The organism is Streptomyces yatensis, assembly GCF_018069625.1.
In the GTDB taxonomy this organism is placed as follows: domain Bacteria; phylum Actinomycetota; class Actinomycetes; order Streptomycetales; family Streptomycetaceae; genus Streptomyces; species Streptomyces yatensis.
In genome coordinates this window covers 8,094,024-8,115,941 of sequence record NZ_CP072941.1, presented here as the reverse complement: position 1 = coordinate 8,115,941, position 21,918 = coordinate 8,094,024, and the positions used below count along the sequence as shown (strand labels likewise).

23 protein-coding genes and 2 pseudogenes are annotated in these 21,918 nt (G+C 72.6%); 17 read left to right on the top strand and 8 right to left on the bottom strand.

The features are described 5' to 3' along the window. Positions 1-4: 4 nt before the first annotated feature. Positions 5-673, top strand: coding sequence for a potassium-transporting ATPase subunit C (locus J8403_RS33890; RefSeq protein WP_211126482.1), 669 nt, complete (start codon positions 5-7; stop codon positions 671-673). Between the two features lie 113 nt (positions 674-786). On the opposite strand, the gene J8403_RS33885 is transcribed toward J8403_RS33890, so the two are convergent. Then, positions 787-1,314, bottom strand: coding sequence for a MarR family winged helix-turn-helix transcriptional regulator (locus J8403_RS33885; RefSeq protein WP_246586115.1), 528 nt, complete (start codon positions 1,312-1,314; stop codon positions 787-789). Positions 1,315-1,394: 80 nt separating this feature from the next. Here J8403_RS33885 and J8403_RS33880 point away from each other — a divergent pair, with 80 nt between their 5' ends. From J8403_RS33880 to J8403_RS33855, 6 genes are all read left to right on the top strand, one after another. After that, complete coding sequence (locus tag J8403_RS33880) at positions 1,395-1,910, top strand: flavin reductase family protein (RefSeq protein WP_211126480.1); 516 nt, start codon at positions 1,395-1,397, stop codon at positions 1,908-1,910. Between the two features lie 63 nt (positions 1,911-1,973). After that, a complete protein-coding gene (locus tag J8403_RS33875) occupies positions 1,974-2,993 on the top strand; it encodes an Ldh family oxidoreductase (RefSeq protein ID WP_211126479.1) in 1,020 nt (339 codons plus the stop codon). Beyond that, positions 2,986-3,498 carry a PaaI family thioesterase gene (locus tag J8403_RS33870; RefSeq protein WP_211126478.1) on the top strand — a complete coding sequence of 171 codons (513 nt, stop codon included), beginning with the start codon at positions 2,986-2,988 and terminating at the stop codon, positions 3,496-3,498. Before J8403_RS33875 ends, J8403_RS33870 begins: the two co-directional genes overlap by 8 nt. Positions 3,499-3,508: 10 nt before the next feature. Next, a complete protein-coding gene (locus J8403_RS33865) occupies positions 3,509-4,540 on the top strand; it encodes an LLM class flavin-dependent oxidoreductase (RefSeq protein WP_211126477.1) in 1,032 nt (343 codons plus the stop codon). After that, positions 4,537-6,180, top strand: coding sequence for an AMP-binding protein (locus J8403_RS33860; RefSeq protein ID WP_211126476.1), 1,644 nt, complete (start codon positions 4,537-4,539; stop codon positions 6,178-6,180). Before J8403_RS33865 ends, J8403_RS33860 begins: the two co-directional genes overlap by 4 nt. A gap of 19 nt (positions 6,181-6,199) precedes the next feature. Continuing rightward, positions 6,200-7,180, top strand: coding sequence for a beta/alpha barrel domain-containing protein (locus J8403_RS33855; RefSeq protein ID WP_246586114.1), 981 nt, complete (start codon positions 6,200-6,202; stop codon positions 7,178-7,180). A 15-nt stretch (positions 7,181-7,195) separates the two neighbouring features. On the opposite strand, the gene J8403_RS33850 is transcribed toward J8403_RS33855, so the two are convergent. From J8403_RS33850 to J8403_RS33835, 4 genes are all read right to left on the bottom strand, one after another. Continuing rightward, on the bottom strand, positions 7,196-7,993 hold the full coding sequence (locus J8403_RS33850) for a hypothetical protein (RefSeq protein WP_211126475.1): 798 nt from the start codon (positions 7,991-7,993) through the stop codon (positions 7,196-7,198). After that, complete coding sequence (locus tag J8403_RS33845; RefSeq protein ID WP_211126474.1) at positions 7,990-8,538, bottom strand: sigma-70 family RNA polymerase sigma factor; 549 nt, start codon at positions 8,536-8,538, stop codon at positions 7,990-7,992. Before J8403_RS33845 ends, J8403_RS33850 begins: the two co-directional genes overlap by 4 nt. After that, a complete protein-coding gene (locus J8403_RS33840) occupies positions 8,535-8,693 on the bottom strand; it encodes a hypothetical protein (protein WP_211126473.1) in 159 nt (52 codons plus the stop codon). The genes J8403_RS33845 and J8403_RS33840 overlap by 4 nt, the downstream gene beginning before the upstream one ends. A 225-nt stretch (positions 8,694-8,918) precedes the next feature. Further along, entirely contained in the window at positions 8,919-9,758 is an 840-nt protein-coding gene (locus J8403_RS33835; RefSeq protein WP_211126472.1) for a helix-turn-helix transcriptional regulator, read from the bottom strand. A gap of 103 nt (positions 9,759-9,861) precedes the next feature. Here J8403_RS33835 and J8403_RS33830 point away from each other — a divergent pair, with 103 nt between their 5' ends. Beyond that, a complete protein-coding gene (locus tag J8403_RS33830; RefSeq protein WP_211126471.1) occupies positions 9,862-10,569 on the top strand; it encodes an SDR family NAD(P)-dependent oxidoreductase in 708 nt (235 codons plus the stop codon). 28 nt (positions 10,570-10,597) lie between these two features. Here the strand turns inward: J8403_RS33830 and J8403_RS33825 are convergent, their stop codons facing one another. Then, positions 10,598-11,341 (bottom strand): CDP-alcohol phosphatidyltransferase family protein, encoded by a 744-nt coding sequence (locus J8403_RS33825; protein ID WP_211126470.1) that lies wholly within the window; start codon positions 11,339-11,341, stop codon positions 10,598-10,600. Between the two features lie 117 nt (positions 11,342-11,458). Between J8403_RS33825 and J8403_RS33820 the strand changes: the two genes are divergently transcribed. The 5 genes and pseudogenes from J8403_RS33820 to J8403_RS43925 form a co-directional block, all read left to right on the top strand. Then, complete coding sequence (locus J8403_RS33820; RefSeq protein ID WP_211126469.1) at positions 11,459-12,457, top strand: zinc-dependent alcohol dehydrogenase; 999 nt, start codon at positions 11,459-11,461, stop codon at positions 12,455-12,457. Positions 12,458-12,535: 78 nt separating this feature from the next. Further along, the gene (locus J8403_RS33815) at positions 12,536-12,934 is read left to right on the top strand and encodes a 6-pyruvoyl trahydropterin synthase family protein (RefSeq protein WP_211126468.1); all 399 of its coding nucleotides are present in this window, start codon (positions 12,536-12,538) and stop codon (positions 12,932-12,934) included. Beyond that, positions 12,931-14,037, top strand: coding sequence for a glycosyltransferase family 4 protein (locus tag J8403_RS33810; RefSeq protein WP_211126467.1), 1,107 nt, complete (start codon positions 12,931-12,933; stop codon positions 14,035-14,037). The genes J8403_RS33815 and J8403_RS33810 overlap by 4 nt, the downstream gene beginning before the upstream one ends. After that, positions 13,965-14,870, top strand: a complete 906-nt coding sequence (locus J8403_RS33805; protein WP_425519851.1) for a class I SAM-dependent methyltransferase — start codon at positions 13,965-13,967, stop codon at positions 14,868-14,870. Before J8403_RS33810 ends, J8403_RS33805 begins: the two co-directional genes overlap by 73 nt. Further along, positions 14,867-15,709 (top strand): annotated as a pseudogene (locus tag J8403_RS43925) (lysylphosphatidylglycerol synthase transmembrane domain-containing protein); the annotation flags it as partial. The gene J8403_RS33805 and the pseudogene J8403_RS43925, both read left to right, overlap by 4 nt. A 276-nt stretch (positions 15,710-15,985) precedes the next feature. Here J8403_RS43925 and J8403_RS43920 read toward each other — a convergent pair. Together J8403_RS43920 and J8403_RS33795 are read right to left on the bottom strand one after the other, a co-directional pair. Beyond that, positions 15,986-16,624, bottom strand: a pseudogene (locus J8403_RS43920) (RibD family protein); the annotation flags it as partial. Further along, positions 16,624-17,373: a creatininase family protein gene (locus J8403_RS33795; protein ID WP_211126464.1), complete on the bottom strand. Its 750-nt coding sequence runs from the start codon at positions 17,371-17,373 to the stop codon at positions 16,624-16,626. The gene J8403_RS33795 and the pseudogene J8403_RS43920, both read right to left, overlap by 1 nt. 97 nt (positions 17,374-17,470) lie before the next feature. Here J8403_RS33795 and ribA point away from each other — a divergent pair, with 97 nt between their 5' ends. The 4 genes from ribA (at position 17,471) to J8403_RS33775 (ending at position 21,918) form a co-directional block, all read left to right on the top strand. Then, complete coding sequence (gene ribA / locus J8403_RS33790; RefSeq protein WP_093460564.1) at positions 17,471-18,127, top strand: GTP cyclohydrolase II; 657 nt, start codon at positions 17,471-17,473, stop codon at positions 18,125-18,127. A 169-nt stretch (positions 18,128-18,296) separates the two neighbouring features. Then, complete coding sequence (locus J8403_RS33785) at positions 18,297-18,803, top strand: 2Fe-2S iron-sulfur cluster-binding protein (protein ID WP_093460566.1); 507 nt, start codon at positions 18,297-18,299, stop codon at positions 18,801-18,803. Then, complete coding sequence (locus J8403_RS33780; RefSeq protein WP_211126463.1) at positions 18,800-19,789, top strand: FAD binding domain-containing protein; 990 nt, start codon at positions 18,800-18,802, stop codon at positions 19,787-19,789. The genes J8403_RS33785 and J8403_RS33780 overlap by 4 nt, the downstream gene beginning before the upstream one ends. Continuing rightward, complete coding sequence (locus J8403_RS33775; RefSeq protein WP_211126462.1) at positions 19,786-21,918, top strand: xanthine dehydrogenase family protein molybdopterin-binding subunit; 2,133 nt, start codon at positions 19,786-19,788, stop codon at positions 21,916-21,918. Before J8403_RS33780 ends, J8403_RS33775 begins: the two co-directional genes overlap by 4 nt.

The following is a 21,918-nucleotide window of genomic DNA, read 5'->3' as shown; positions in this document are numbered from 1 at the left end:
CGCCATGAACCATTCCGTCATGAACACCGCCCGGCTGTTCGGGGCCGGTCTGCGGGCCCTGCTCGTACTGACCCTGGTCACGGGCGTCATCTATCCGCTGGTGGTCACCGGCATCGCCCAGGGGCTGTTCCACGACAAGGCGAACGGCTCCGAGATCACGGCGAACGGCAAGGTCGTCGGCTCCTCGCTGATCGGGCAGCCGTACAACCTGCCGCTGAAGAAGGGCCAGGAGACCCCGGACCCCGATCTGAAGTGGTTCCAGGGACGTCCGGCGAACGGCCTCGGCGCCAACAGCGTCAACACCCGGTACACGCTGCTGCTGTCCGGAGCCACCAACCTCTCCGCCGACAGCGAGGACCTTCTCCAGCAGGTCAAGGACGCCAAGGCCGCGGTCGTCAGGAACAACTCGGTGCCCGGCCACACCGTCCGGCCGTCCCAGGTGCCCGCCGACGCGGTGACGTCCTCCGGCTCCGGCCTGGACCCGGACATCTCCCCGCGCTACGCGGAGCTCCAGGTCCACCGGGTCGCGGAGCGGAACGGGCTGTCCGTCGCCCAGGTGGAGAAGCTGGTCGAGGACAGGACCGAGGGCCGCACCATCGGCTTCATCGGCGAGCCGCGGGTGAACGTCCTCGAACTCAACATCGCGCTCGAGGGCCTCGTGGCCAAGCACTGACGTGGCCAAGCACTGACGGGCTGACGCGCGAAGAGAAGCGGGAGCCGGTGGCCGGGGACATTCTCCGGCCACCGGCTCCCGTCGTCATGTCCCGGGGGCCGGAGCCGCCCGGCTCATCCGTCGCCCTCCGGCCGCTTCATCTCCCGCAGTTCGTTCTCCACCACCAGCGCGGCCCGGCGCAGATGCTGGTCGGCCGCCACGATGTCCTCCGGGCCGAGCGTGGCGTTCAGGGTGTCGCTGATCTTGAGTACCTCGGCGCCCATCTCCGCCAGCGCGGCCAGGCCCGCGTCGGTGACCCGCAGCGACAGCGCCCGTTCGCTCTCCGGATGCGAGCCGCGGGCCACGAAGCCGCGGTTCTCCAGCTGGGTGACGATGCGGGTCATGGTCTGCGGCCGCGCGTAACAGCGCCGCGCCAGCTGGGCGAGGGTGAGCTGGGGCTGGTCGGCGATGATCCGCAGCGCGGTATAGCTCGACAGCGTCATGTTCCACGGCCGCAGTCGGCCGTTTCCGATCCTGGTGACCGCTCGCTCGAGCCGGAAGGCCGCGTCGATCAGCGAGGACGCCTCGTCCATGCCCGTGGCCGCCCGCGGCGGGGTCCGGTCGTCGTTCAGGGGGCTGATGTACGGCAGCGGGTCTGTCACGTCTGCAGCGTAATGGCACGGTCCCCGACCGATGGCATCAGCTCTCTTGCAATATGCACGCATGCTTATATCATCTCAGCATGCTTACAACGCGCTTCCCTCATTCCGCGCGGCAGGGCCCCGATCCCACCCGGTTCCGGTCCGTTCTGGGGCACTTCGCCAGCGGCATCACCGCGATCACCTCCCGTGACGCGCACGGCAATCCGGTGGGCATGGCCGTCTCGTCGTTCACCTCGGTCTCGCTCGCCCCGCCGCTGGTGGCGTTCCTGCCGGGCAAGAGCTCATCGACGTTCCCGGCCATCGCCGACCGCGGCACCTTCTGTGTGAACGTCCTCGCCGCCGGTCAGGAGGACATCTGCCGCGCGCTGTCCGCGTCCGGCGGGGACAAGTTCGCGAACGTGGCCTGGCGGCCGGGGCCGCACGGGGATCCGGTCATCGAGGGCGTGGTGGCGTGGATCGGCTGCACCATCCAGGCCGTCCACGACGCCGGTGACCACCACATCGTCATCGGCCAGGTCGACGACCTCGACGCCCGCGCCGAGGCGTCCCCGCTGCTGTTCTTCCAGAGCGGCTACCGCCACCTCGCGGCCGCCTGAGCGGCGAACTCCCCGAACTCACCGCTGACGGAAGGCCCCTTGATGACCCGACAGCACCCACCCATGACCACGCTGACGCCCTCCGACGCCCACGCCCTCGTCTCCGCGGCGATGACCCGCGCCGGGCACACCGCGGCCGAGGCCGGCATCATCGCCGACCATCTGCTCGACTGCGAACTGCGCGGCCTGTCCTTCGGCGGGCTCGCCCGCGCGCTGTCCGTGGTGGAACGCATCCGCGCCACCGCGGAGCCCCCGGGCCCGATCCGGGTCGTCGCCGAGACCGCGGTGTCCGCGACCCTCGACGGCGGCGACCGGGTCGGCTATCTCGTCGGCATGCGCGCGCTGGACCTGGCCGTGGCCAAGGCCCGTGCGCACGGCATCGCGGTCGTGGGCGCCCGTAACACCTGGTACACCGGCATGTTCTCGTACTACCTGGAGAAGGCGGCGGACGCCGGACTCGCCGGGATGATCGCGGGCAGCGGGCCCGCGGTGGTGGCACCGCACGGCGGCACCGAGGGCCGGTTCGGCACCAATCCGATCGCCTTCGGCTTCCCCTCCACCCCGGCGCCGGTCATCTGGGACATCGGCACCGCGTCGGTCATGTACGGCGAGGTGCTGCTCAAGGCCCGGCTCGGCGCGGAGCTCGCGCCCGGCCAGGCGTACGACGCCACCGGCGCCCCGACGCTCGACCCGGCGGCCGCGCTGGAGGGCGCGTTCGGGGTGTGGGGCGGGCACAAGGGCTCCGGGCTGGCGATGGTCGTCCAGCTGCTGGGCATGATGGCCGGCGCGGCCGCCGACCCGCCGGGGATCTCGGACTGCGGCTTCTTCGTCGTGCTGGTCGACCCCGGTGTGCTGACCGACGCGGAGGACTACCGCCGACGGGTCGCCGCCTTCGCCGACGCGGTCCGGGCGACCCGCCCCACCGAGGGCGGCGGCGCCGTACGGGTGCCGTTCGACCGCTCGGCCGCCTGCCGCGACGAGGCGCTTCGGCGCGGCACGATCGAGGTGTCCGCGGCGGTGGTCGAGGCCATGCGCCGGGAGGCGGGAGACGTCACCCACGCCGGGGGAACGGCCCATGGCTGACGCCCGCGACGCCGACGCGTTCGCGATCGAGCCGTCCGCCTCGGGCCGGCTGCTGTGCGGCGGCTGCGCCCCGGACGACGCCTGCCGGCTGGGTGTGGAGGCCGCCGGTGCGCACGACGGGGACCTGCGGTTCGACGTCGTCTGCGCACGCTCCTGGCACGGCGGTCCGGACGTGGCGCACGGCGGCTGGATCGCCGCGGTCTTCGACGATGTGCTCGCCATGGCCGCCCTGCGCACCGAGCCGCGGCTGGTCACCAAGTCCCTGGCGGTCGAGTACCTGCGCCCGGTGCCCGTCGAGCGGCAGCTCACGGTCCTGGCGCGGATCGACGCCCACCACGGCAGACGCTGGAAGGTCTCGGCGCGGATGACGCTCGCCCCCACCGGGACGCCGCTGGCCACCGCCCGCGCGGAGCTGCGCACCCGCCGTCCCGATCACTTCGCCCGGCACCGCGACTGGCTCGTCCGCCGGCCCCTTCCCCATCAGGCACTCCCCCCAGAAAGCTGAGGACCACACCATGGTCGACTTCTTCACCGGGCTGCAGCCCCTCCAGGCCGACGAGACCGACCCCGACCGGCTGCTCGCGAGGGTCCAGGAACTGGACCGCTCGCAGGTCATCGACCGCGTCCTGGTCGGATACTCCGCCACCTGGCCGCACAACCACGCCACCGCGCCGTTCGCGCTCGCGCACTCCAGGAAGTTCTCGCCCATCGTCGCGCACCGGCCCGGGGTGATGCCGCCGGTCGCCGCCGCGCGCTACTTCGCCACCCTCGACGTGCTCGCCCGCGGCCGGCTCGCCGTCAACGTGGTCGTCGGCGGCTCGGACAAGGACCTGCGCCGCGAGTCGGACCACCTCGCCAAGAGCGAGCGCTACCGCAGGGCGGTCGAGTATCTCGACGTCGTCCGCCGTACGTGGACCGAGACCACGCCCTTCGACCACCACGGCGCGTACTACACGGCCGAGGCGGTGAAGCTCCGGACCAGGCCGGTGCAGGGGCAGGTCCCGATCTTCATGGGGGGCGAGAGCGACGACGCGGTGGACTTCGGAGCCCGCCACGCCGACCTCTACATGCTGTGGGGCGAGCCGTTCGCCGGCACGAAGGAACGCATCGACCGGGTCACCGCCGCGGCCGAGCGCTACGGCCGCGCCATGCGGTTCTCCCTGAGCCTGCGGCTGTTCGTCGGCGACACCGACGACGACGCCTGGGCCCGGGCCCGCGCCGTGGAGCGGCGGATCGCCGAGGCCGCGGGCACCACGACCTACCTGCGCTCCTCCTCGACCGACACCTCCGTGGGGCGGGAGCGCGCGCTCGCGCTCACCGAGGACGAGCTGCACGACGACTGCTTCTGGACCGGCCTGACCAAGCTGCTGGGCGGATTCGCCAACTCCCAGGCGCTGGTCGGCAGCGAGGAGCGCATCCTGGACACCCTCGGCAGGTACCGGGATCTGGGAGTCGGCACCTTCCTCGTGACGACCGGCGCCGAGGCGGCGTGGGACCCGGCGCTGGAGGGATTTCTGGCCCGAGTGAAGAGGGAGCTGGGCGCATGAGGGGAACCACCGGAACCACCACCTCGCGAAGGACCGGTGTCCCTTTCGACGATCTCGCCGACGGGACGGTGGGCGGGCTGATCGCCGCCCGGGCCGCGGCGCACCCGGACCGGACCGCGCTGGTCTTCGACGGCACCGAGCTGACCTATGGGGCGCTCGACGCGGCGGTGTCCGAGGTGGCGCGCGGGCTGCTCGCGCTGGGCGCCGCCCCGGGCAGCTCGGTCGGCATCTTCCTGCCCAACCGGCCCGAATACCTGCTCACCTGCTTGGGCGCGGCCCGCGCCGGGCTGGTGGAGGTGCCGGTCAACACCGCCTACAAGGGCTCGTTCCTCGACCATGCGCTGCGCGGCACCGACGTACGCGTCCTGGTCACCGAGGCGGCCCTGCTGGAGCTCGTCGCCGAGCTGCCGGAACCGCCGGAAACCCTGACGTCGGTGGTGCTGCTGGACGACGCGGTCCCCCGTCGCACCCCGCCCGGGGTCGAGGTGTGGACCTGGCGCGAGCTGCTGGCGGCCGGCGACCCGGCGGCGCCGCTCCCCCGCGTGGCGCCGGACCATCCGTTCGCGATCATGCTGACCTCGGGTACCACCGGGCGCAGCAAGGGCGTGGTGCAGCCGCATCTGATGGCCCTGGTCGGCGGGCGCGAGTGTGCCGCGCAGATGGGCACGGCGCCCGACGAGCGGCTCTACACCTGTCTGCCGCTGTTCCACGGCGCGGCCCAGATCAACATCTCGCTGCACTGCTTCTACGCCGGTGCGACGCTGGTGCTCGGCCGCAGGTTCAGCGCGAGCGGGTTCTGGGACGAGGTGCGGACGCACCGGGTCACCCAGTTCAACGCGCTCGGCTCCATCCTGCCGATGCTCCTGGCCCAGCCGCCGTCGGAGCGCGACCGGGACCACCGGGTCAGCAAGCTGTTCGCCGCGCCCGCCCCGCCGCAGATCCTGCATCCCTTCGAGGAGCGGTTCGGCGTGCACATCGTCGAGGGCTACGGTCTCACCGAGATCAAGAACGTCCTCTACAACCCGCTGGACGCCCGGAAGATCGGCTCGATCGGCCTGCCCACCGCGTCGTCCATCCTCGAGATCCACGACGAGTCCGGCCACCGGGCCGCCCCCGGCCAGGCCGGGGAGATCGTCTACCGGCCGCGGCTGCCGCACATCATGTTCTCGGGCTACCACCGGAATCCGGCCGCGACGCTGGCGACCGTGCGGGACCTGTGGTGGCACACCGGGGACCTCGGCTACACCGACGACGACGGCTACTTCTACTTCATCGACCGCAAGAAGGACGCCCTGCGCCGCCGCGGCGAGAACATCTCCTCCCACGAGGTGGAGTCGGTGCTGCTCGCCTATCCCGGAGTGGTGGCCGCCGCCGCGGTGGGCGCCCCGTCCGAGCTGGGCGAGGAGGAGGTGCTGGCGGTGCTGCAGGTCGAACCCGGCCGCCGGCTGGACCTGGAGCGGCTCTTCGCGCACTGCGACCGGTCCATGCCGCACTTCATGGTCCCGCGCTACTACCGGATCCTCGGCGAGCTGCCCGCCACCCCGACCGGCAAGGTGCGCAAGGACGACCTGCGCCTGCAGGGTGCGGCGGACGCCTGGGACTCGTACGCCGCCGGGCTCAGGCCGACCCGCCATGTCTGAGGAACGGACCCGCCCCGCCATGTCCGAGGAACGGACCCGCCCCGCCATGTCCGAGGAACCGACCGTGACCCTGCCCGACGACGTGCGCATCCGCGAGATCGCGCCGCGCCTGACCTTCCAGGACCATCTGGTCCCCACCGAGGTGAAGACCGAGCTCGTCCGACGGCTCCTGGACGCCGGGGTCCGCGCGTTCGAGCTGTCCTCGTTCGTACGCCCCGATCTGGTGCCGGGCCTGGCCGACGCCGCGGAGGTGTTCGCCCGGGTCCCGCGGGTCCCCGGCCTCACCCTGGGATGCTGCGTCGGCAACGCCCGCGGGCTCGCCCGCGCGGTGGACGCGGGGGCGGACACGGCGTCCTTCCTCCTGTCGGTGGACGAGGACTTCGCCCGCGCCAACACCGGCCGGCCGACGACGGAATCCCTCGCCGAGCTGGAGCGCATGGCCGCGTTCGCCGCCGACCACGACATCGTGCTCGGCACCTATCTCATCTTCGCCTGGGGCGGCCCCACCGGCCCCGCCCGCTCCGGCGCGGACCTGGAGCCGCTGGCCCGGCGGCTCCTCGACATCGGGGTGGACCACTGGATCCTCGCCGACTCCGTCGGCTACGCGGCGCCGCCGCAGATCCGGGAACTCGTCACCGCCGCGCTCGCGCATGTGCCCGCCGACCACCTCACCGTGCAGATCCACGACGGGCGCGGCATGGGCCTGGCGGCCCTGCTCCCCCTGCTGGAGCTGGGCGTCCGTGGCATCGACACCTCGCTCGCCGGCAGCGGCGGCCATCCCGCCATGCCCGGCACCCACGGCGGCGGTCTGTGCACCGAGGACGCGGTGCAGCTGCTGGAACTGGCCGGGGTGCGCACCGGAATCGACCTGGCCCGGCTCATCGACGCCGCCAACTGGCTGACGGAGGAGGTCGGCGCGCCCGGCAAGGGATTCGTCCGGCACACCGGCCCGGTGCCTGCCCCCGGCCGACCGGGTAAGCCACTCGCCTTCACCTGGTGATACGCGGGTGGGCCGCTACGCGGGGGAGCCGCTGCGCGGCCGCTCGGGCAGTACGGCCCGGTCGGGCGAGGGCGCGCCGGCCGTGGTGGTCTCGGTGGCGGTGAGGTCTTCGATGCGGTCGGCGAACCCCGGTTCGGGCAGGGGGAGATCGATGTCGGGGTCGTCGGTGAAGTCGACGGCCCGGGCGACGTAGTGGATGACGGCCGTGGTGGCGGGCGGCACCTCCTGTTCCCGTTTCAGGCCGTGCAGGATGCGGAGGGCGGCGGCCATCTCATGGTCGGTGGCGGCCCAGTCCTCCACGGTGTCGGTGACCGGCGGGATGTCGTGGCCCGCCTGCTCGTGCCACCACTCCAGCCAGGCGTGCGCCTGGCCGTCCTCGCCCAGGGCCATGTGGTGGAGGTAGAGGCAGTACGCGGCGGCGGGGTCACCGGCGCCGGCGGCGAACTGCCACCAGAACTGGGCGTGGTCCTCATGGCCGGCCAGTTGCAGAACACACCCGAGGACCCGGGAGCCGGGCGGTTCGAGGATGCGGCGGGTGAGGAAGTCCCGTAGCTGGGTGAGGGCGTCGGGCCGGGCGATGATCGCCTCGCACAGGGTGTGCAGGTCCTGCGCCATCCGTTCGTCCACGCCCGGCGCCGCGGCCCCGGCGGCCGCGGACGTCCGCTGGGCGTGCCGCGGCGGGCGCTCCTGGGATGAGGCGCCGCCGGGGTCGGCGTGGCGGATGGCGAGCCGGGCCTCGGCGGCCTCGAAGTCGACGGGAGGGGTGGGGTTGAGCAGGGCCCGCGCGAGGATGCGGTCAATGGCTGAGGTCATCGGTCCTCCTTGGCCAGGAGTTGTTGCAGACGGCGGCGGGCGTAGCGGGCGGTGGAGCGGACGCCGGCCTCGGTGATGCCGAGGTGGGTGGCGGTCTCGGCGACGCTGTAGCCGCGGCAGTGGAGCAGGATGACCACGTCCTGCTGGCGCTCGGGGAGCTTCTTGATGGCCTGGTAGAGGTTCAGGCTCTCCTCGAGTACGGCGATGGGGTCGACCGCGTCCCTGAGCAGCGCCGTCTCGAAGGTCGCGTTGTCCAGGAGGGCGGGGCCGCGGTTGCGGGCGCGGGCGAGGTCGATGGCCCGGTTCTTCATCACCTTCCAGGCGTAGGCGGCCGGATTCTCCATGGTCAGCACCTTGGGCCAGCAGCGCAGCAGTTGTTCGAAGGCGGCGTCGACGGCCTCTTCGGCGTCCGCGTGGCTGCCGAGGTAGACCACGGCCCGGTCGATGTACGCCTTCCGGTGGAGCTGGTGGAAGGCACGGAAGTCCGCGGGGAGCCCGGGTGTCATCGAGGTGGTCTCGCGCGAGCGCAGGAATTCGCTGGTCATCGCTCCCCTCCCGCCCGGTCGCCGCGTCGCAGTTCCGATACGCCGACGCGGACTCCCATCGCGGCCGCGCGGCGCAGGAGGGCGATGGCGTCACTGCCGAATACCCGCGCCACGAGTACGGCGGTGACGACGTTCACCACGGTTTGAAGATTCACGGACTTCGTCGTCCTTCTGTTCGTTGTACGAGGGGTGGCCCCCACACGCCCCGCGAGTGCGCGGTGTTGCGCTCTCTGTTTCAGATAGCGCTCACGGACGCCGGTTCGTGCATCGGATGAGCTTAAAATCTTACGGAACGCAGCGATCCAATTACGCAAATATGAAAAACATATGGACCTGGTTCGACGATCCGGTCCCGATCGCGCCGCCGTACGAGGAGCGGGCTAGCCGGTGAGCGTCTGGGTGCCGAGCACGGTGAGCAGGGCGAGGCGTTCGGCGTCCTCGGTGCCGGGCTCGGCCGTGTACACCACGATGCGCAGATCGCTGCCCGCCACCGTGAGCACATCGCAGTCCAGCGTCAGCGTGCCCACCCGCGGATGGTCGATGGTCTTGCGCGACGCCTCATGGTGGCCGACGGTGCCGGAGTCCCACAGCTCGGCGAACCGCTCGCTGCGGGCGCGCAGCTCCGCGACCAGCCGCCGCAGCCCCTGGTCGGCCGGGTAGCGGGCGGCGGCCGTACGGAGATCGGCGACCAGCGCGGCCTGGAACTCGCGCCGGTCCTCATGCGTCTGCCGGGATCCGCTGTCCTCGCAGACGAAGTGGCGCCAGACTCCGTTGCGTTCGTTGCCGCGCCACCGGGACGGATCGCCCCTCAGGGCCACATACGGCGGATTGGCCATGAGCAGCGTCCAGGACGCGTCGCTCACGGCGACGGGTGTGCCGGTCAGCCGGTCCAGCAGCCGCTGGACGCTCGGGGTGATGTACGCCGGCACCGTCTCCGGGCCCGGTGGCGCCAGCCCGGCCAGCCGGAAGAGATGGGCGCGCTCGGTCCCCGACAGCCGCAGCGCCCTGGCCAGGGCCTCGACGATCTGGGTCGAGGGATGGGAGGCCCGGCCCTGTTCGAGGCGGGTGACGTAGTCGACGGAGATCCCGGCCAGCATCGCCAGCTCCTCGCGGCGCAGCCCGGCCGCGCGCCGCTGCCCGCCGGACGGCAGCCCGGCGGCCTCCGGCGGGACCCGGTCCCGCCAGCGCCGCACCGCCTGCCCGAACTCCGTGGTCGCCATGACCACCAGTGTGCACCGCGGGCCCGGGGACCTTCCTGGTACTCGCGGTCCCAGGAAGACGGGGCAGCTGGCTGCTCCCACGCCCCGGGCGCAGCCTGGAGACATGACGACAACACTGATCACCGGAGCCAACAAGGGTCTCGGCTTCGAGACCGCCCGCCGACTGATCGCCGCGGGACACACCGTCTATATCGGCAGCCGGGACGCCGAGCGCGGCCGCCGGGCCGCCGAGCGGCTGGGGGCGCGGCTGGTCGTCCTCGATGTCACCGATGACGCCTCCGTGGCCGCAGCCGCCAAGACCGTCGAGGCCGACGGCGGACTGGATGTGCTGATCAACAACGCCGGTATCGAGGCGCGGACGCCGGACGGCGGGGTGATCGGCGCCGCCGAGGTCACCGCCGACATGATGCGGACGGTGTTCGAGACGAACGTCTTCGGCGTGGTGCGGGTCACCCACGCCTTCCTGCCGCTGCTGCGGCGGTCCGCCGCCCCGGTCGTGGTCAATGTCAGCAGCGGGCTGGCCTCGCTGGAGCGGGTCTCCACCCCCGACACCCCGACGCACGCCTATCCGGGGGTCACCTATCCGGCGTCGAAGGTCACGGTCAACATGCTCACCGTGCAGTACGCGAAGGCGTTCCCGCAGATGCGGATCAACGCCGTCGAGCCCGGCTACACCGCGACGGACCTCAACGCGCACACCGGCCACCAGACCGTCGAGGAGGGCGCCGAGATCATCGTCCGGATGGCCCAGGTGGGGCCCGACGGCCCGACGGGTGGGTACTTCGACATCGAGGGCACTCTCCCCTGGTAGCGCGGCGGGCCGGTGGGCGACGCCGCCCTCACCGGGCCCCCGCGGTCACCTCGGCCCGGCTGTCCCGGGTGCGCCACAGCCACCTGATGTCACGGGCGAAGGACCAGCTGAGCAGGGTCAGGGCGAGCAGGGCGGCGCCGAACGCCAGCGCATGGGGCAGGACGCCGGCGCCGACGATCAGCAGCAGCACGCCCTGGAGCGCGGCCACCGTCTTGCGGGCCGTGCTCGGGGGGAGCGCTCCGTTCAGCCAGGGCAGCACCCGGGCCGCGGCGACGAAGGCGTAGCGCATGGCGCCGATCAGCAGCACCCAGGGGCCGAGCGAGGTGGCCACATAGACGCTGAGCACCAGGATGAGGACGGCGTCGACCTCCATGTCGAACCGCGCGCCCAGCGAGGACGAGGTGCCGGTGCGGCGGGCCACCTGGCCGTCGACCGCGTCCAGGAGCAGCGCGACCGCGGTGAGGGCCACCAGGACGGTGACCGGCGGCGGGCTCTCGAAGGAGTCCGCGACCAGCGCGGTCACCCCGCCCACGAGCGTGGCCCGCGCGAGGGTGACGCGGTTGGCCGCGCCGAAGGAGACGAGCCAGGACCGCGACAGCGCGCGGGTGAGCACCGCCCAGGTGGCGACCGCGAAGGCCAGGCCGGTCAGCCAGCCCACGGGTCCCAGGTCGATCGCCGTGCCGAGCAGCACGAGCAGCAGCAGCTGCGCGGCCGCGCCCGCGGCCGTCTCGTTCCGCACCGGCGTCGTGTTGTAGGGATTGTTCAGGGCCACCGTGCACCCTCCGGGCTGTGTGGCGGAGTGGATGGGTGCCGCGTACCGTGTTCGCGGCTTCATGGTCATCGGTACGTGAGCCACCGCCCGATTGTTCAGCCCCTTGGAGAACGTCGTATGACGCGCACCGCCCGCGCCTTCTGGCTCCGCTCCCCCGGCCGTGGCGAGATACGGGAGGTGGCCCTGCCCGACCCCGGGCCCGAGGACGTGGTGGTGCGCACGCTGTGTTCGGGGGTGAGCCGCGGTACGGAGACCCTGGTCTTCCGCGGTGGCGTACCGGTCAGTCAGCACACCGCGATGCGCGCGCCGTTCCAGGACGGCGAGTTCCCCGGGCCGGTCAAGTACGGCTATCTCAACGTGGGTCTGGTCGAGGAGGGTCCGGCGTCGCTGCTGGGGCGCACCGTCTTCTGTCTGTATCCGCATCAGACCCACTATGTGGTCCCGGCGAGCGCGGTGACCCCGGTGCCCGAGGGCGTGCCCGCCGCGCGCGCCGTGCTGGCGGGCACGGTGGAGACCGCGGTGAACGCGGCGTGGGACGCCGCGCCCCTGCTGGGCGACCGGATCGCCGTGGTGGGGGCGGGGATGGTGGGTGCCTCCGTGGCGGCGGTGCTGGCGCGGTTCCCCGCCGTACGGGTGCAACTGGTGGACGCCGAGCCGGCACGCGCGGAGGTCGCGCGGGCGCTCGGGGTGGACTTCGCGCTCCCCGGGGAGGCGGCGGGCGACCTCGATCTGGTCGTGCACGCCAGCGCCACCGAACAGGGGCTCGCGCGCTCGCTGGAGCTGCTCGCCCCGGAGGGCACCGTGCTGGAGCTGAGCTGGTACGGGGACCGGCTAATCAGCCTGCCGCTGGGGGAAGCCTTCCACTCCCGCCGGCTGACGGTGCGCGCCAGCCAGGTGGGGACGGTCTCCCCGGCCCGGGGCACCCGCCGCGGCTACGGCGACCGGATGGCGCTGGCGCTCGAACTGCTCGCCGATCCGGCCTTCGACGCCCTCATCACCGGCGAATGCGGTTTCGAGGAGCTTCCCCAGGTGCTGCCGGGGCTCGCCTCCGGGGAGATTCCGGGGCTGTGCCACCGGGTTCGCTACGCCGCGGAATCTGCCGTGTCATCCGTCTGAACACGGGGAACGCGACGGCCGTACTAGAGGGCGTGCCCCGGCTGAGGGCCCGACGCGCCGTATCTGGAGGGTCATCCGTTGTTCAGCATCACCGTCCGCGATCACATCATGATCGCTCACAGTTTTCGCGGGGACGTCTTCGGACCCGCGCAGCGGTTGCACGGGGCGACGTTCCTCGTGGACGCCACTTTCCGCCGTGCCGAGTTGGACGACGACAACATCGTCGTGGACATCGGTCTGGCCACCCGTGAGCTGGGGGAGGTGTGCGGCGCGCTCAGCTATCGCAACCTCGACGACGAACCCGATTTCGAGGGGATCAACACCTCCACCGAGTTCCTCGCCAAGGTGATCGCCGACCGCCTCGCCGAACGGGTGGCCTCCGGGGCGCTGGGCGAGGGCGCCCGCGGGCTGTCCGGGATCGCCGTCACCCTGCATGAGTCGCATGTCGCCTGGGCGAGTTACGAGCGCGGCCTATGAGCCCGGCCGCACCGCGCACGGTGCATATCGTGATGCCCGGCGCCGTGGCCGACCCGGCCGCGCCGAGCGGCGGCAACGTCTACGACCGGCGGATCTGCCGGGATCTGCCGGGCGCCGGCTGGCGGGTCGAGGAGCACGCCGTCGAGGGTGGCTGGCCCCGGCCGGGCCCCGCCGCCCGCGCCGAGCTGACCCGGATCCTGGCCGGGCTGGCGGACGGCACGGCCGTCCTGCTCGACGGGCTGGTGGCCTGTGCGCTCCCGGCCATCGTCGTCCCGCAGGCCCAGCGGCTACGGCTGGCGGTGCTGGTGCATCTGCCACTCGGCGACGAGACGGGGCTTGCCCCCGGCCGGGCCGCGGAGCTGACGGCGCTGGAGGGCCGGACGCTGCGTTCGGCGCGGGCGGTGGTGGCCACCAGCGCCTGGGCGGCCGGGCGGCTGGTGGAGCTGCACGGGCTGGTGCCCGACCGGGTCCATGTGGCGGCGCCCGGCGCCGACATCGCCCCGCTCGCCGCCTCGGGCGGCGCGGGCTCACGGCTGCTGTGCGTGGCCTCGGTGACCCCGCGCAAGGGGCAGCTGCGGCTGGTGGAGGCGCTCGCGGAGATCCCGGAGCTGCCCTGGACCTGCGACTGTGCGGGAGCCCTGGACCAGGACCCGGAGTACACCGCCCGGCTCCGGGCGCTGATCGAGAAGCTGGGCGTGGGTGACCGGGTGCGGCTGCTCGGCCCGAGGACCGGCGCCGAGCTGGACGCCGCTTACGCGGGTGCCGACACGATGGTGCTCGCCTCGTACGCCGAGACCTACGGCATGGCGGTGACCGAGGCGCTCGCCCGGGGGATCCCGGTGCTGGCCACGGCCGTCGGCGGGGTGCCCGAGGCCATCGGGCAGGCCCCCGACGGCAGGGTGCCGGGCATGCTCATCGACCCGGACGACCCCGGGGCGCTCACGGCGGCGCTGCGCCGCTGGCTGGGCGACCCCGGTATCCGCCGCCGGCTGACCGCCGCCGCGCATGAGCGGCGCACCGCGCTGGCCGGGTGGGAGAACACCACCCGGAACCTGGCCGGTGCGCTGGAAGAGCTCCGAGACGAACCGCGGAGGGCCGCGTGAAGACGACCGACGTACCGCGTTACACCCCCGACTGGCTGGAGCTGCGGGAGAGCGCCGACGCGGCGGCCCGCTCCCCCGAACTCGTCGAGGAACTCCGCCCCCGGCTGTCCGGCCCGCCGCTGGTGATCCACGATCTGGGCTGCGGCACCGGCTCCATGGGGCGCTGGCTGGCGCCCCGGCTGAGCGGCCCGCAGCTGTGGATCCTGCACGACCGCGACCCCGAGCTGCTGGACCGGGCGGCCCTGCGGATGCCCCGGGCGGCCACCGACGGCAGCCGCATCACCATCGCGACGGCGCGTGGTGACCTCGCCCGGCTGACCGCGAGCACGCTGGACGGCGCCTCGCTGGTGACGGCGTCCGCGCTGCTGGACGTGCTCACCGCCGAGGAGGTGGACGGGATCGCCGCGGCCTGCGCCGCCGCCCAGTGCCCGGCGCTGCTGGCGCTGTCCGTGGTGGGGCGGGTCGAGATCACCCCGGCCGATCCGCTGGACGCGGAGATCGCCGAGGCGTTCAACGCCCATCAGCGGCGCGGCTCTCTGGTGGGCCCCGACGCGATGGCGGTGGCCGCCGAGACGTTCGCCCGCTACGGCGCGACGGTACGCACCCATGCCAGCCCCTGGACGCTCGGCGCCGAGCAGGCCGCGCTGACCACGGAGTGGCTGCGGGGGTGGGTGGCTGCTGCCGTGGAGCACCGGCCGGAGCTGGCCGGGCGCGCCGAGGCGTATCTGCGCCGCCGGCTGGCGATCGCCGCGACGGGCGCGCTGCGGGTGGTGGTGCACCACCGCGATCTGCTGGCGCTGCCCGCGTCCCGCACGATGGGGGCGGCCGCGTGACCGCCGCGCTGCGGGCCCGGCTCGGTGCGGCCGCGGGCGTCGCCATCCTCGGGGTGGTGCTGTGGCGGCTGGGCACCGGGGCCTTCGTGGACGGTCTGCGCACCATCGACGGCCCGACCCTGCTGGCGGCGCTCGGCCTCGGCCTGCTCACCACGGTCTTCAGCGCCTGGCGCTGGTGTCTGGTGGCGCGGGGGCTGCGGATCCGGCTGCCGCTGGGTCCGGCCGTCGCCGACTACTACCGCGCGCTGTTCCTCAACGCCGCGCTGCCCGGTGGGGTGCTCGGCGATGTGCATCGCGCGGTGCGGCACGGGCGGGACGCGGGGGATGTCGGCCGGGGCGTACGCGCGGTGGTGCTGGAGCGGGTCGCGGGCCAGGTGGTGCTGATCGCGGTGGGGGTGGCGATCCTGCTGGCCCACCCCTCGTCGGCCCTGGAGCAGGTGGGCCGGCCGGCCGGCGGTCTCGGCGGCCCGATGGCGTGGGCCGCGGTGTTCGCGGGGTGCGTCGCGCTGCTCGTCGCCGTGACCGTCCGGCGCCGCCGCCGCGCGGCGCCGGTGGCCACACGGCGGCGGGGCGCGGTCCGCGGCGCGCTGGCCGAGGCGCGCCGCGGGCTGCTGGCCCGGGGCAGCTGGCCGGGGGTGGTGGTCTCCTCGGTCGTGGTGCTGGCCGGGCATCTGACGACGTTCGTCCTCGCCGCCCGGGCCGCGGGGTCAGACGCCCCGCTGACCGAGCTGCTGCCCCTGATGGTGCTCGCCCTGATCGCCATGGCGCTGCCGCTGAACGTCGGCGGCTGGGGCCCCCGCGAGGGCGTCACCGCCTGGGCCTTCGGCGCCGCGGGCCTGGGCGCCGGCCAGGGGCTGACCGTGGCCGTGGTCTACGGGGTGCTCACCTTCGCCGCGAGCCTCCCCGGTGTCGCGGTGCTGGCCGTCCAGTGGGGCGCCCGGCTGCGGGGCCGCCAGGTCGAGTTCGAAGAGGGTGTCCTCGCCGAGGGTGGAGCGGCGGACGGGCGGGCGCAGCGCGTCCCGCATGACCGGCGTCCCGTCGAAGCGCAGGCCGGGAATGCCGTCGCCGAGCAGCACCGGGGCCACGGTGACATAGAGCCGGTGCAGGGCCCCCGCGTGCAGAAAGCGGGACACGGTGACGCCGCCGCCCTCGATGAGCACCCGGCCCAGGCCGCGCCGCGCGAGCGCCCGCACCAGCTGGTGGGGGGCAAAGGCGTCGGGCTCCGTGAGCGTCAGCAGCTCCACCCCGTCCGGCGGCGCCGGCCGGCGCTCGCCGGTGGCCCCCACCACCCACAGGGTCGGAGCTGAGCCATCGGTGAACACGCGTCGGTCGAGCGGCACCCGTCCGCGGGGATCGAGGACGACCCGTACCGGGTGGGTGCCCGCGCAGGCGCGCACGGTCAGCTGGGGGTCGTCCGCGACGGCGGTGCCGGCCCCGACGACCACCGCGTCGGCCAGGGCGCGCAGCCGGTGGAGATGACGGCGGTCCTCCTCGCCGGTGACGTAGTCGGCGTCGCCGGTGCGGGTGGCGATGAAGCCGTCCAGGCTCTGACCGAGCTGAGCGATCGTCAGCCGCGGCCCGGCCAGGCACAGCGGGAGATAGCGGTCGACCAGGAGCCGGGCCTCCGGCGAGACGGGCTCACTCCACCGCCGTCTGCCGTCCGGGCCCCGGACCAGACCGGCGTCCGCGGCGTCCGCCTCGCTCCGGACGGAGCACAGCCGCTCCCAGGCCTCTTCCGTTTCCGACGAGGTCATCACGCCTCCTTCTCGGCGCCGACCAGGGAAAGATACTCTGCGAACGAATCGACGAGCCCGGCCAGCACTTCCTTTCCCTTATCCGCGGACGCCCTGGACGGCCGGCCGATGACACCGGACTCGGTATAGGCGGACATACCGAGGGTGAGCAGATGTTTCCGCTCATCCGATATCCAGTCGGAGGTTTCATGACCGGGCCGGACGAGTTCTGGATGGGCATGCAGGAGTATGGATGTCTCCAGTTCCCCCGCATGCATATCGCTGTTGGACGGGGTGCGTACTCCGGCGCGGGTCCTGGCGGCATCCCAGTCCGCCGATCCTGGAAATAGCGCCATACCGAAGTCACCCCCGGCGGATTCCTGAACGATGTTGCGCAGTACGTAATTTCCGCCGTGTCCGTTCACCAGAATCAGACCGCGTATACCCGAGCGCCGCAGCGAGTCCGCGATATCGCGGACCACGGCGTAGAGGGTGGCCGCGGACAGGGAGATCGTCCCTGGCCAGGCCGCATGTTCATGGGAGCAGGAGATCGTCACCGGGGGCAGCTGAAGCACCGGATACGCTGCCGCGATCTCGCCTGCGATCGTGCAGGCGATGACCGTGTCGGTCGCCAGTGGGAGAAATGCGCCGTGTTGTTCGAAGCTGCCTACCGGAAGCACGGCGACATCGGCCCGGTCGGCCCGCACTTCCTCCGTCGTCTGTGTCGGCAACACCATGCCGACCTGCGGGCGCGTTCCCGAACCGCTCATATCTCATGCACCTTTCCTGTGTCGGCCGGACAGCTTGTTGCCCCGGCTTTGTCATTCTCCTGTACAAGGGCGGTGGTTTTCCAGATAAGATCGGGACATGACAGAAAGTGATGGCGTGTTCGATGTCGACGCCCGCCCCTCGGGTGTCGAACGAGTGGTGAATGTCCGGCTGTCCACGAAGCATGGCGACTTTCTCGCGATCGGCTATCGGGACCTCGTTCGCGGTGATGAACAAATGGCGCTGGTATACGGCGATGTCACCGGTGAGGAAGCGCTTACCCGCCTGCATTCGGAGTGCCTCACCGGAGACGCGTTCGGCTCCCGTCACTGCGAGTGCGGCGACCAGCTCTCCGCGGCGCTGAAGGCGATCGTGGCCGAAGGCCGGGGCGTTCTCGTCTATCTGAGGGGTCATGAGGGACGCGGGATCGGGCTGCTCGCCAAGCTCCAGGCGATGAAGCTCCAGGCGGAGGGGCTGGACACGGTCGAGGCCAACCTCGCCCTCGGCCTGCCGGCGGACGCCCGGGACTACAAGGTGGCGGCGGATGTCCTGCACGACCTCGAGGTGCGCTCCGTGCGGCTGCTGTCCAACAACCCCCAGAAGCGGGACGCGCTGCTGCGGCACGGCGTCAGGGTCAGCGAGCAGGTGCCGCTGCTGATGACTCCGCACAAGGAGAACCTCCCGTATCTGCTCACCAAGCGGGATCGCATGGACCACTATCTGCCGCATCTGGAAGCCGTGATCCAGCGCACCTGAAGAAGACCCTGCCCCGGGGGCCGCGGCCCCGTCCACCGGCGTCGGCCGGGCGCGAGCCGCGGCCCGCCATCGGTATGGCCATACCGCCGAACGGGCGATCAGTGCCCATATGTCCCAGAATGGGGGTGCTGCGTGACGTTCCGACGGACGACGATCAAGGGTAGGGACCATGGACCTGGAGATCGAGCTCCGGGTGGACGGGACCGAGCACCGCCTCACCGTCGACACCCGTACGACGCTGCTGGACGCCCTGCGCGAGCAGCTGGGGAACACCAGCCCCAAGAAGGGCTGCGACCACGGACAGTGCGGCGCCTGCACCCTGCTGCTCGACGGCCGCCGGATCCTCGGCTGCCTCGCGCTGGCCGTCGCCCACCAGGGCGCGGACATCGTGACGGCGGCGGGGCTCACCAACGGTGAGCTGCATCCGCTCCAGCAGTCCTTCATCGCCCATGACGCCTTCCAGTGCGGCTACTGCACACCCGGTCAGATCGTCTCGGCGGCCGGCATGCTACAGGAGGCCGGGGAGGGCTGGCCGAGTGCCGCGAGCAAGGATCTGGGCGCCACCGATGTGGTGCTCGACGACGAGGAGATCGCCGAGCGGATGAGCGGCAACCTGTGCCGCTGCGCCGCGTACGCGAACATCGTCCCGGCGATCGCGGAGGTGGCGCACCGATGAGGCCCTTTCGCTACGAGCTCGCCGACGAGGTGTCGGCGGCCGTCACCACCCTGGTCGAGGAGCCGGACGCGGCCTATCTGGCCGGCGGGACCAATCTGGTCGATCTGATGCGGCTGGAGGTGGCCACCCCGGAGCTGCTGATCGACGTCCGGCGGCTCACCTCCGACCGGATCGAGGAGCTTCCCGACGGCGGGCTGCGGATCGGCGCGGCCGTGCCCAACAGCGATCTGGCCGCCGACTCCCGGGTCCGGCGGCGCTATCCGGTGCTCTCCCAGGCGCTGCTCTCGGGCGCCTCGGGCCAGCTGCGCAACCTCGCCACCACCGGCGGGAATCTGCTGCAGCGCACCCGCTGCCCGTACTTCCAGAACGTCACCACCGCCTGCAACAAGCGCACACCGGGCGCGGGCTGTTCGGCCATGGAGGGCTATCAGCGCGATATGGCGATCCTGGGCGCCTCCCCCACCTGTGTGGCCACCCACCCCTCCGACATGGCCGTCGCGCTGGCCGCGCTGGACGCGGTGGTGACGGTGGCCGGCCCGGCCTCCGAGCGGCGGATCCCGCTGACCGACCTGTACCGGCTGCCCGAGGCCGAACCCGAGCGCGACACCGTCCTGGAGCGCGGTGAGCTGATCACCGGGGTGGAGCTGCCGCCCCCGCACTCCGCGCTCCGCTCGCGCTACCGCAAGGTGCGCGACCGCGCCTCGTACGCCTTCGCGCTGGTCTCGGTCGCCGCCGCGCTGGAGGTCACCGACGGGGCGGTACGGGACGTAGCGATCGCGCTGGGCGGGGTGGCGCACAAGCCCTGGCGGGCCACCACGGCCGAGGCGGTGCTGCGCGGCGCGCCCGCGACCCGGGAGAGCTTCGTGGACGCGGCCGCGGCCGAGCTGTCCGCGGCGCGGCCGCTGGCGGGCAATGCCTTCAAGGTCCCGCTCGCCCGCAACACGATGGTCGCCACGCTGCTGGAGCTGCTGGAGGAGGCGCGATGAGCCACGTCACAGCCCGCCCGCACGCGATCGGCATCCCGATGGACCGCGTCGACGGCGCGCAGAAGGTCACCGGCACCGCCACGTACGCCTATGAATGGCCCCTCGACCAGCCCGTCTATCTGTATCCGCTGCAGTCCACGATCGCCTCCGGGCGGGTCACGGGGGTGGACAGCGCGCTCGCGGAGGCGGAGCCGGGGGTGCTGGCCGTGCTCAGCCATCTCAACGCCCCCACGCTGACCCGGCCCGACGATCCGGAGCTCGCGGTCCTGCAGTCCGACGAGGTCGCCTGGCGCGGCCAGTTCATCGGGGCGATCGTGGCCGAATCCCTGGAGACCGCGCGACGGGCGGCGGGGCTCGTCCGCGTGGACTACGAGAGCCGGCCCCCCGATGTGGTGCTGCGCGCCGGCCGCGACGACCTGTACTCCCCGGTGCACGCCGCCACCTTCGGCACCGGCGGCGGAGAGCTGCAGGACGGCTCGCCGGCCGACAGTGTGCTGGGGGACGTCGATACGGCGCTGGCGGCGTCGCCGACCATGGTGGACACCACGTACTCCACGCCGATGTACCACAACAACCCGATGGAGCCGCACACCGCGGTGGTCACCTGGCTCAACGGCGAGCTGCTGGTGCGCTGTTCCACCCAGGGGGTCTCCCTGAGCCAGGCCCTGATCTCCGGGGTGCTGGGGCTGGAGCCGGGGCGGGTGCGGGTGGTCTCCCCGCATGTCGGGGGCGCGTTCGGCTCGAAGGTCTACCCCCACGCGTATGCCGTCCTCGCCGCGATGGCCGCCCGGATCGTGCGGCGGCCGGTCAAGTTCACCCTCACCCGGCAGCAGATGTTCGCCCTGGTCGGCTACCGTCCGGCGTCGATCCAGCGGATCCGGCTGGGCGCCGGACGGGACGGCAGGCTCACCGCGCTGGCCCACGATGTGATCGAGCAGACCGCCAAGGCCAAGGGGTACGCGGAACAGGTGGGCGTCTGCTCCCGGATGATGTACGCGGCGCCGCACCGGCGCACCACCCACCGGCTGGCCCCGCTGGATGTCCCGGTGCCGACGATCATGCGGGCGCCGGGCGAGGCGCAGGGGATGTACGCGCTGGAGTCGGCCATGGACGAGATGGCGATCGCCTGCGGACTTGACCCGGTGGAGTTCCGGATCCGCAATGAGCCGGAGGTGCATCCGGAGTCCGGGCTGCCGTTCTCCAGCCGCCATCTGACCGACTGTCTGCGCGAGGGCGCCCGCCGGGCCGGCTGGGAGCACCGCGACCCGGCCCCCCGGGCGCGCCGCGAGGGGCGCTGGCTGGTGGGCACCGGTGTGGCCGCCTCGACGTATCCCTCGCCCCGCTTCCCCGGCAACGCGGCCACCATCCGGATCGGCCCGGACGGCCGCTACACGGTGCGGATCGCCGCCGCCGACCTGGGCACCGGCACCTGGACGGCGCTCACCCAGATCGCCGCGGACGCGCTGAGCGTCCCGGTCGGGCAGGTGGAGATGCGGATCGGGGACACGGCGCTGCCGGCCGCGTCGGTCGCCGGGTTCTCGGCCGGTATCAACAGCTGGGGCACCGCGATCTGGGAGGCGGCGGACCGGCTGCGGGACCGGCTGCGGTCCGAACACGGCGGTGTCGCACCGCCGGAGGGGCTGGAGGTCACCGCGGAGATGCCCGGCGGCAACCCGGACGCCGAGCGCTATGCGATGCACAGCTTCGGCGCCCAGTTCGCCGAGGTGCGGGTCGACGAGGACACCGGTGAGCTGCGGGTGACGCGGCTGCTGGGAATGTTCGACGTGGGCCGGGTCATCAACCCCAAGACCGCCCGCTCCCAGCTGATCGGCGGGATGACCCAGGGGATGTCGATGGCGCTGTACGAACACAGTGTGCTCGACCCGCGGTTCGGCCATGTGGTCAACCACGACTTCGCCCAGTACCACATCGCCTCGCACGCCGATGTCCACGCGGTCGAGGCCCACTGGCTGGACGAGCCCGATCCGTACACCAACCCCATGGGCGCCAAGGGCCTCGGCGAGGTGGGCATCGTGGGCACCGCCGCGGCCATCGGCAACGCCGTGTACCACGCCACCGGAGTCCGGGTCCGCGAACTGCCCATCACCCTCGACAAGCTGGTGTCCTAG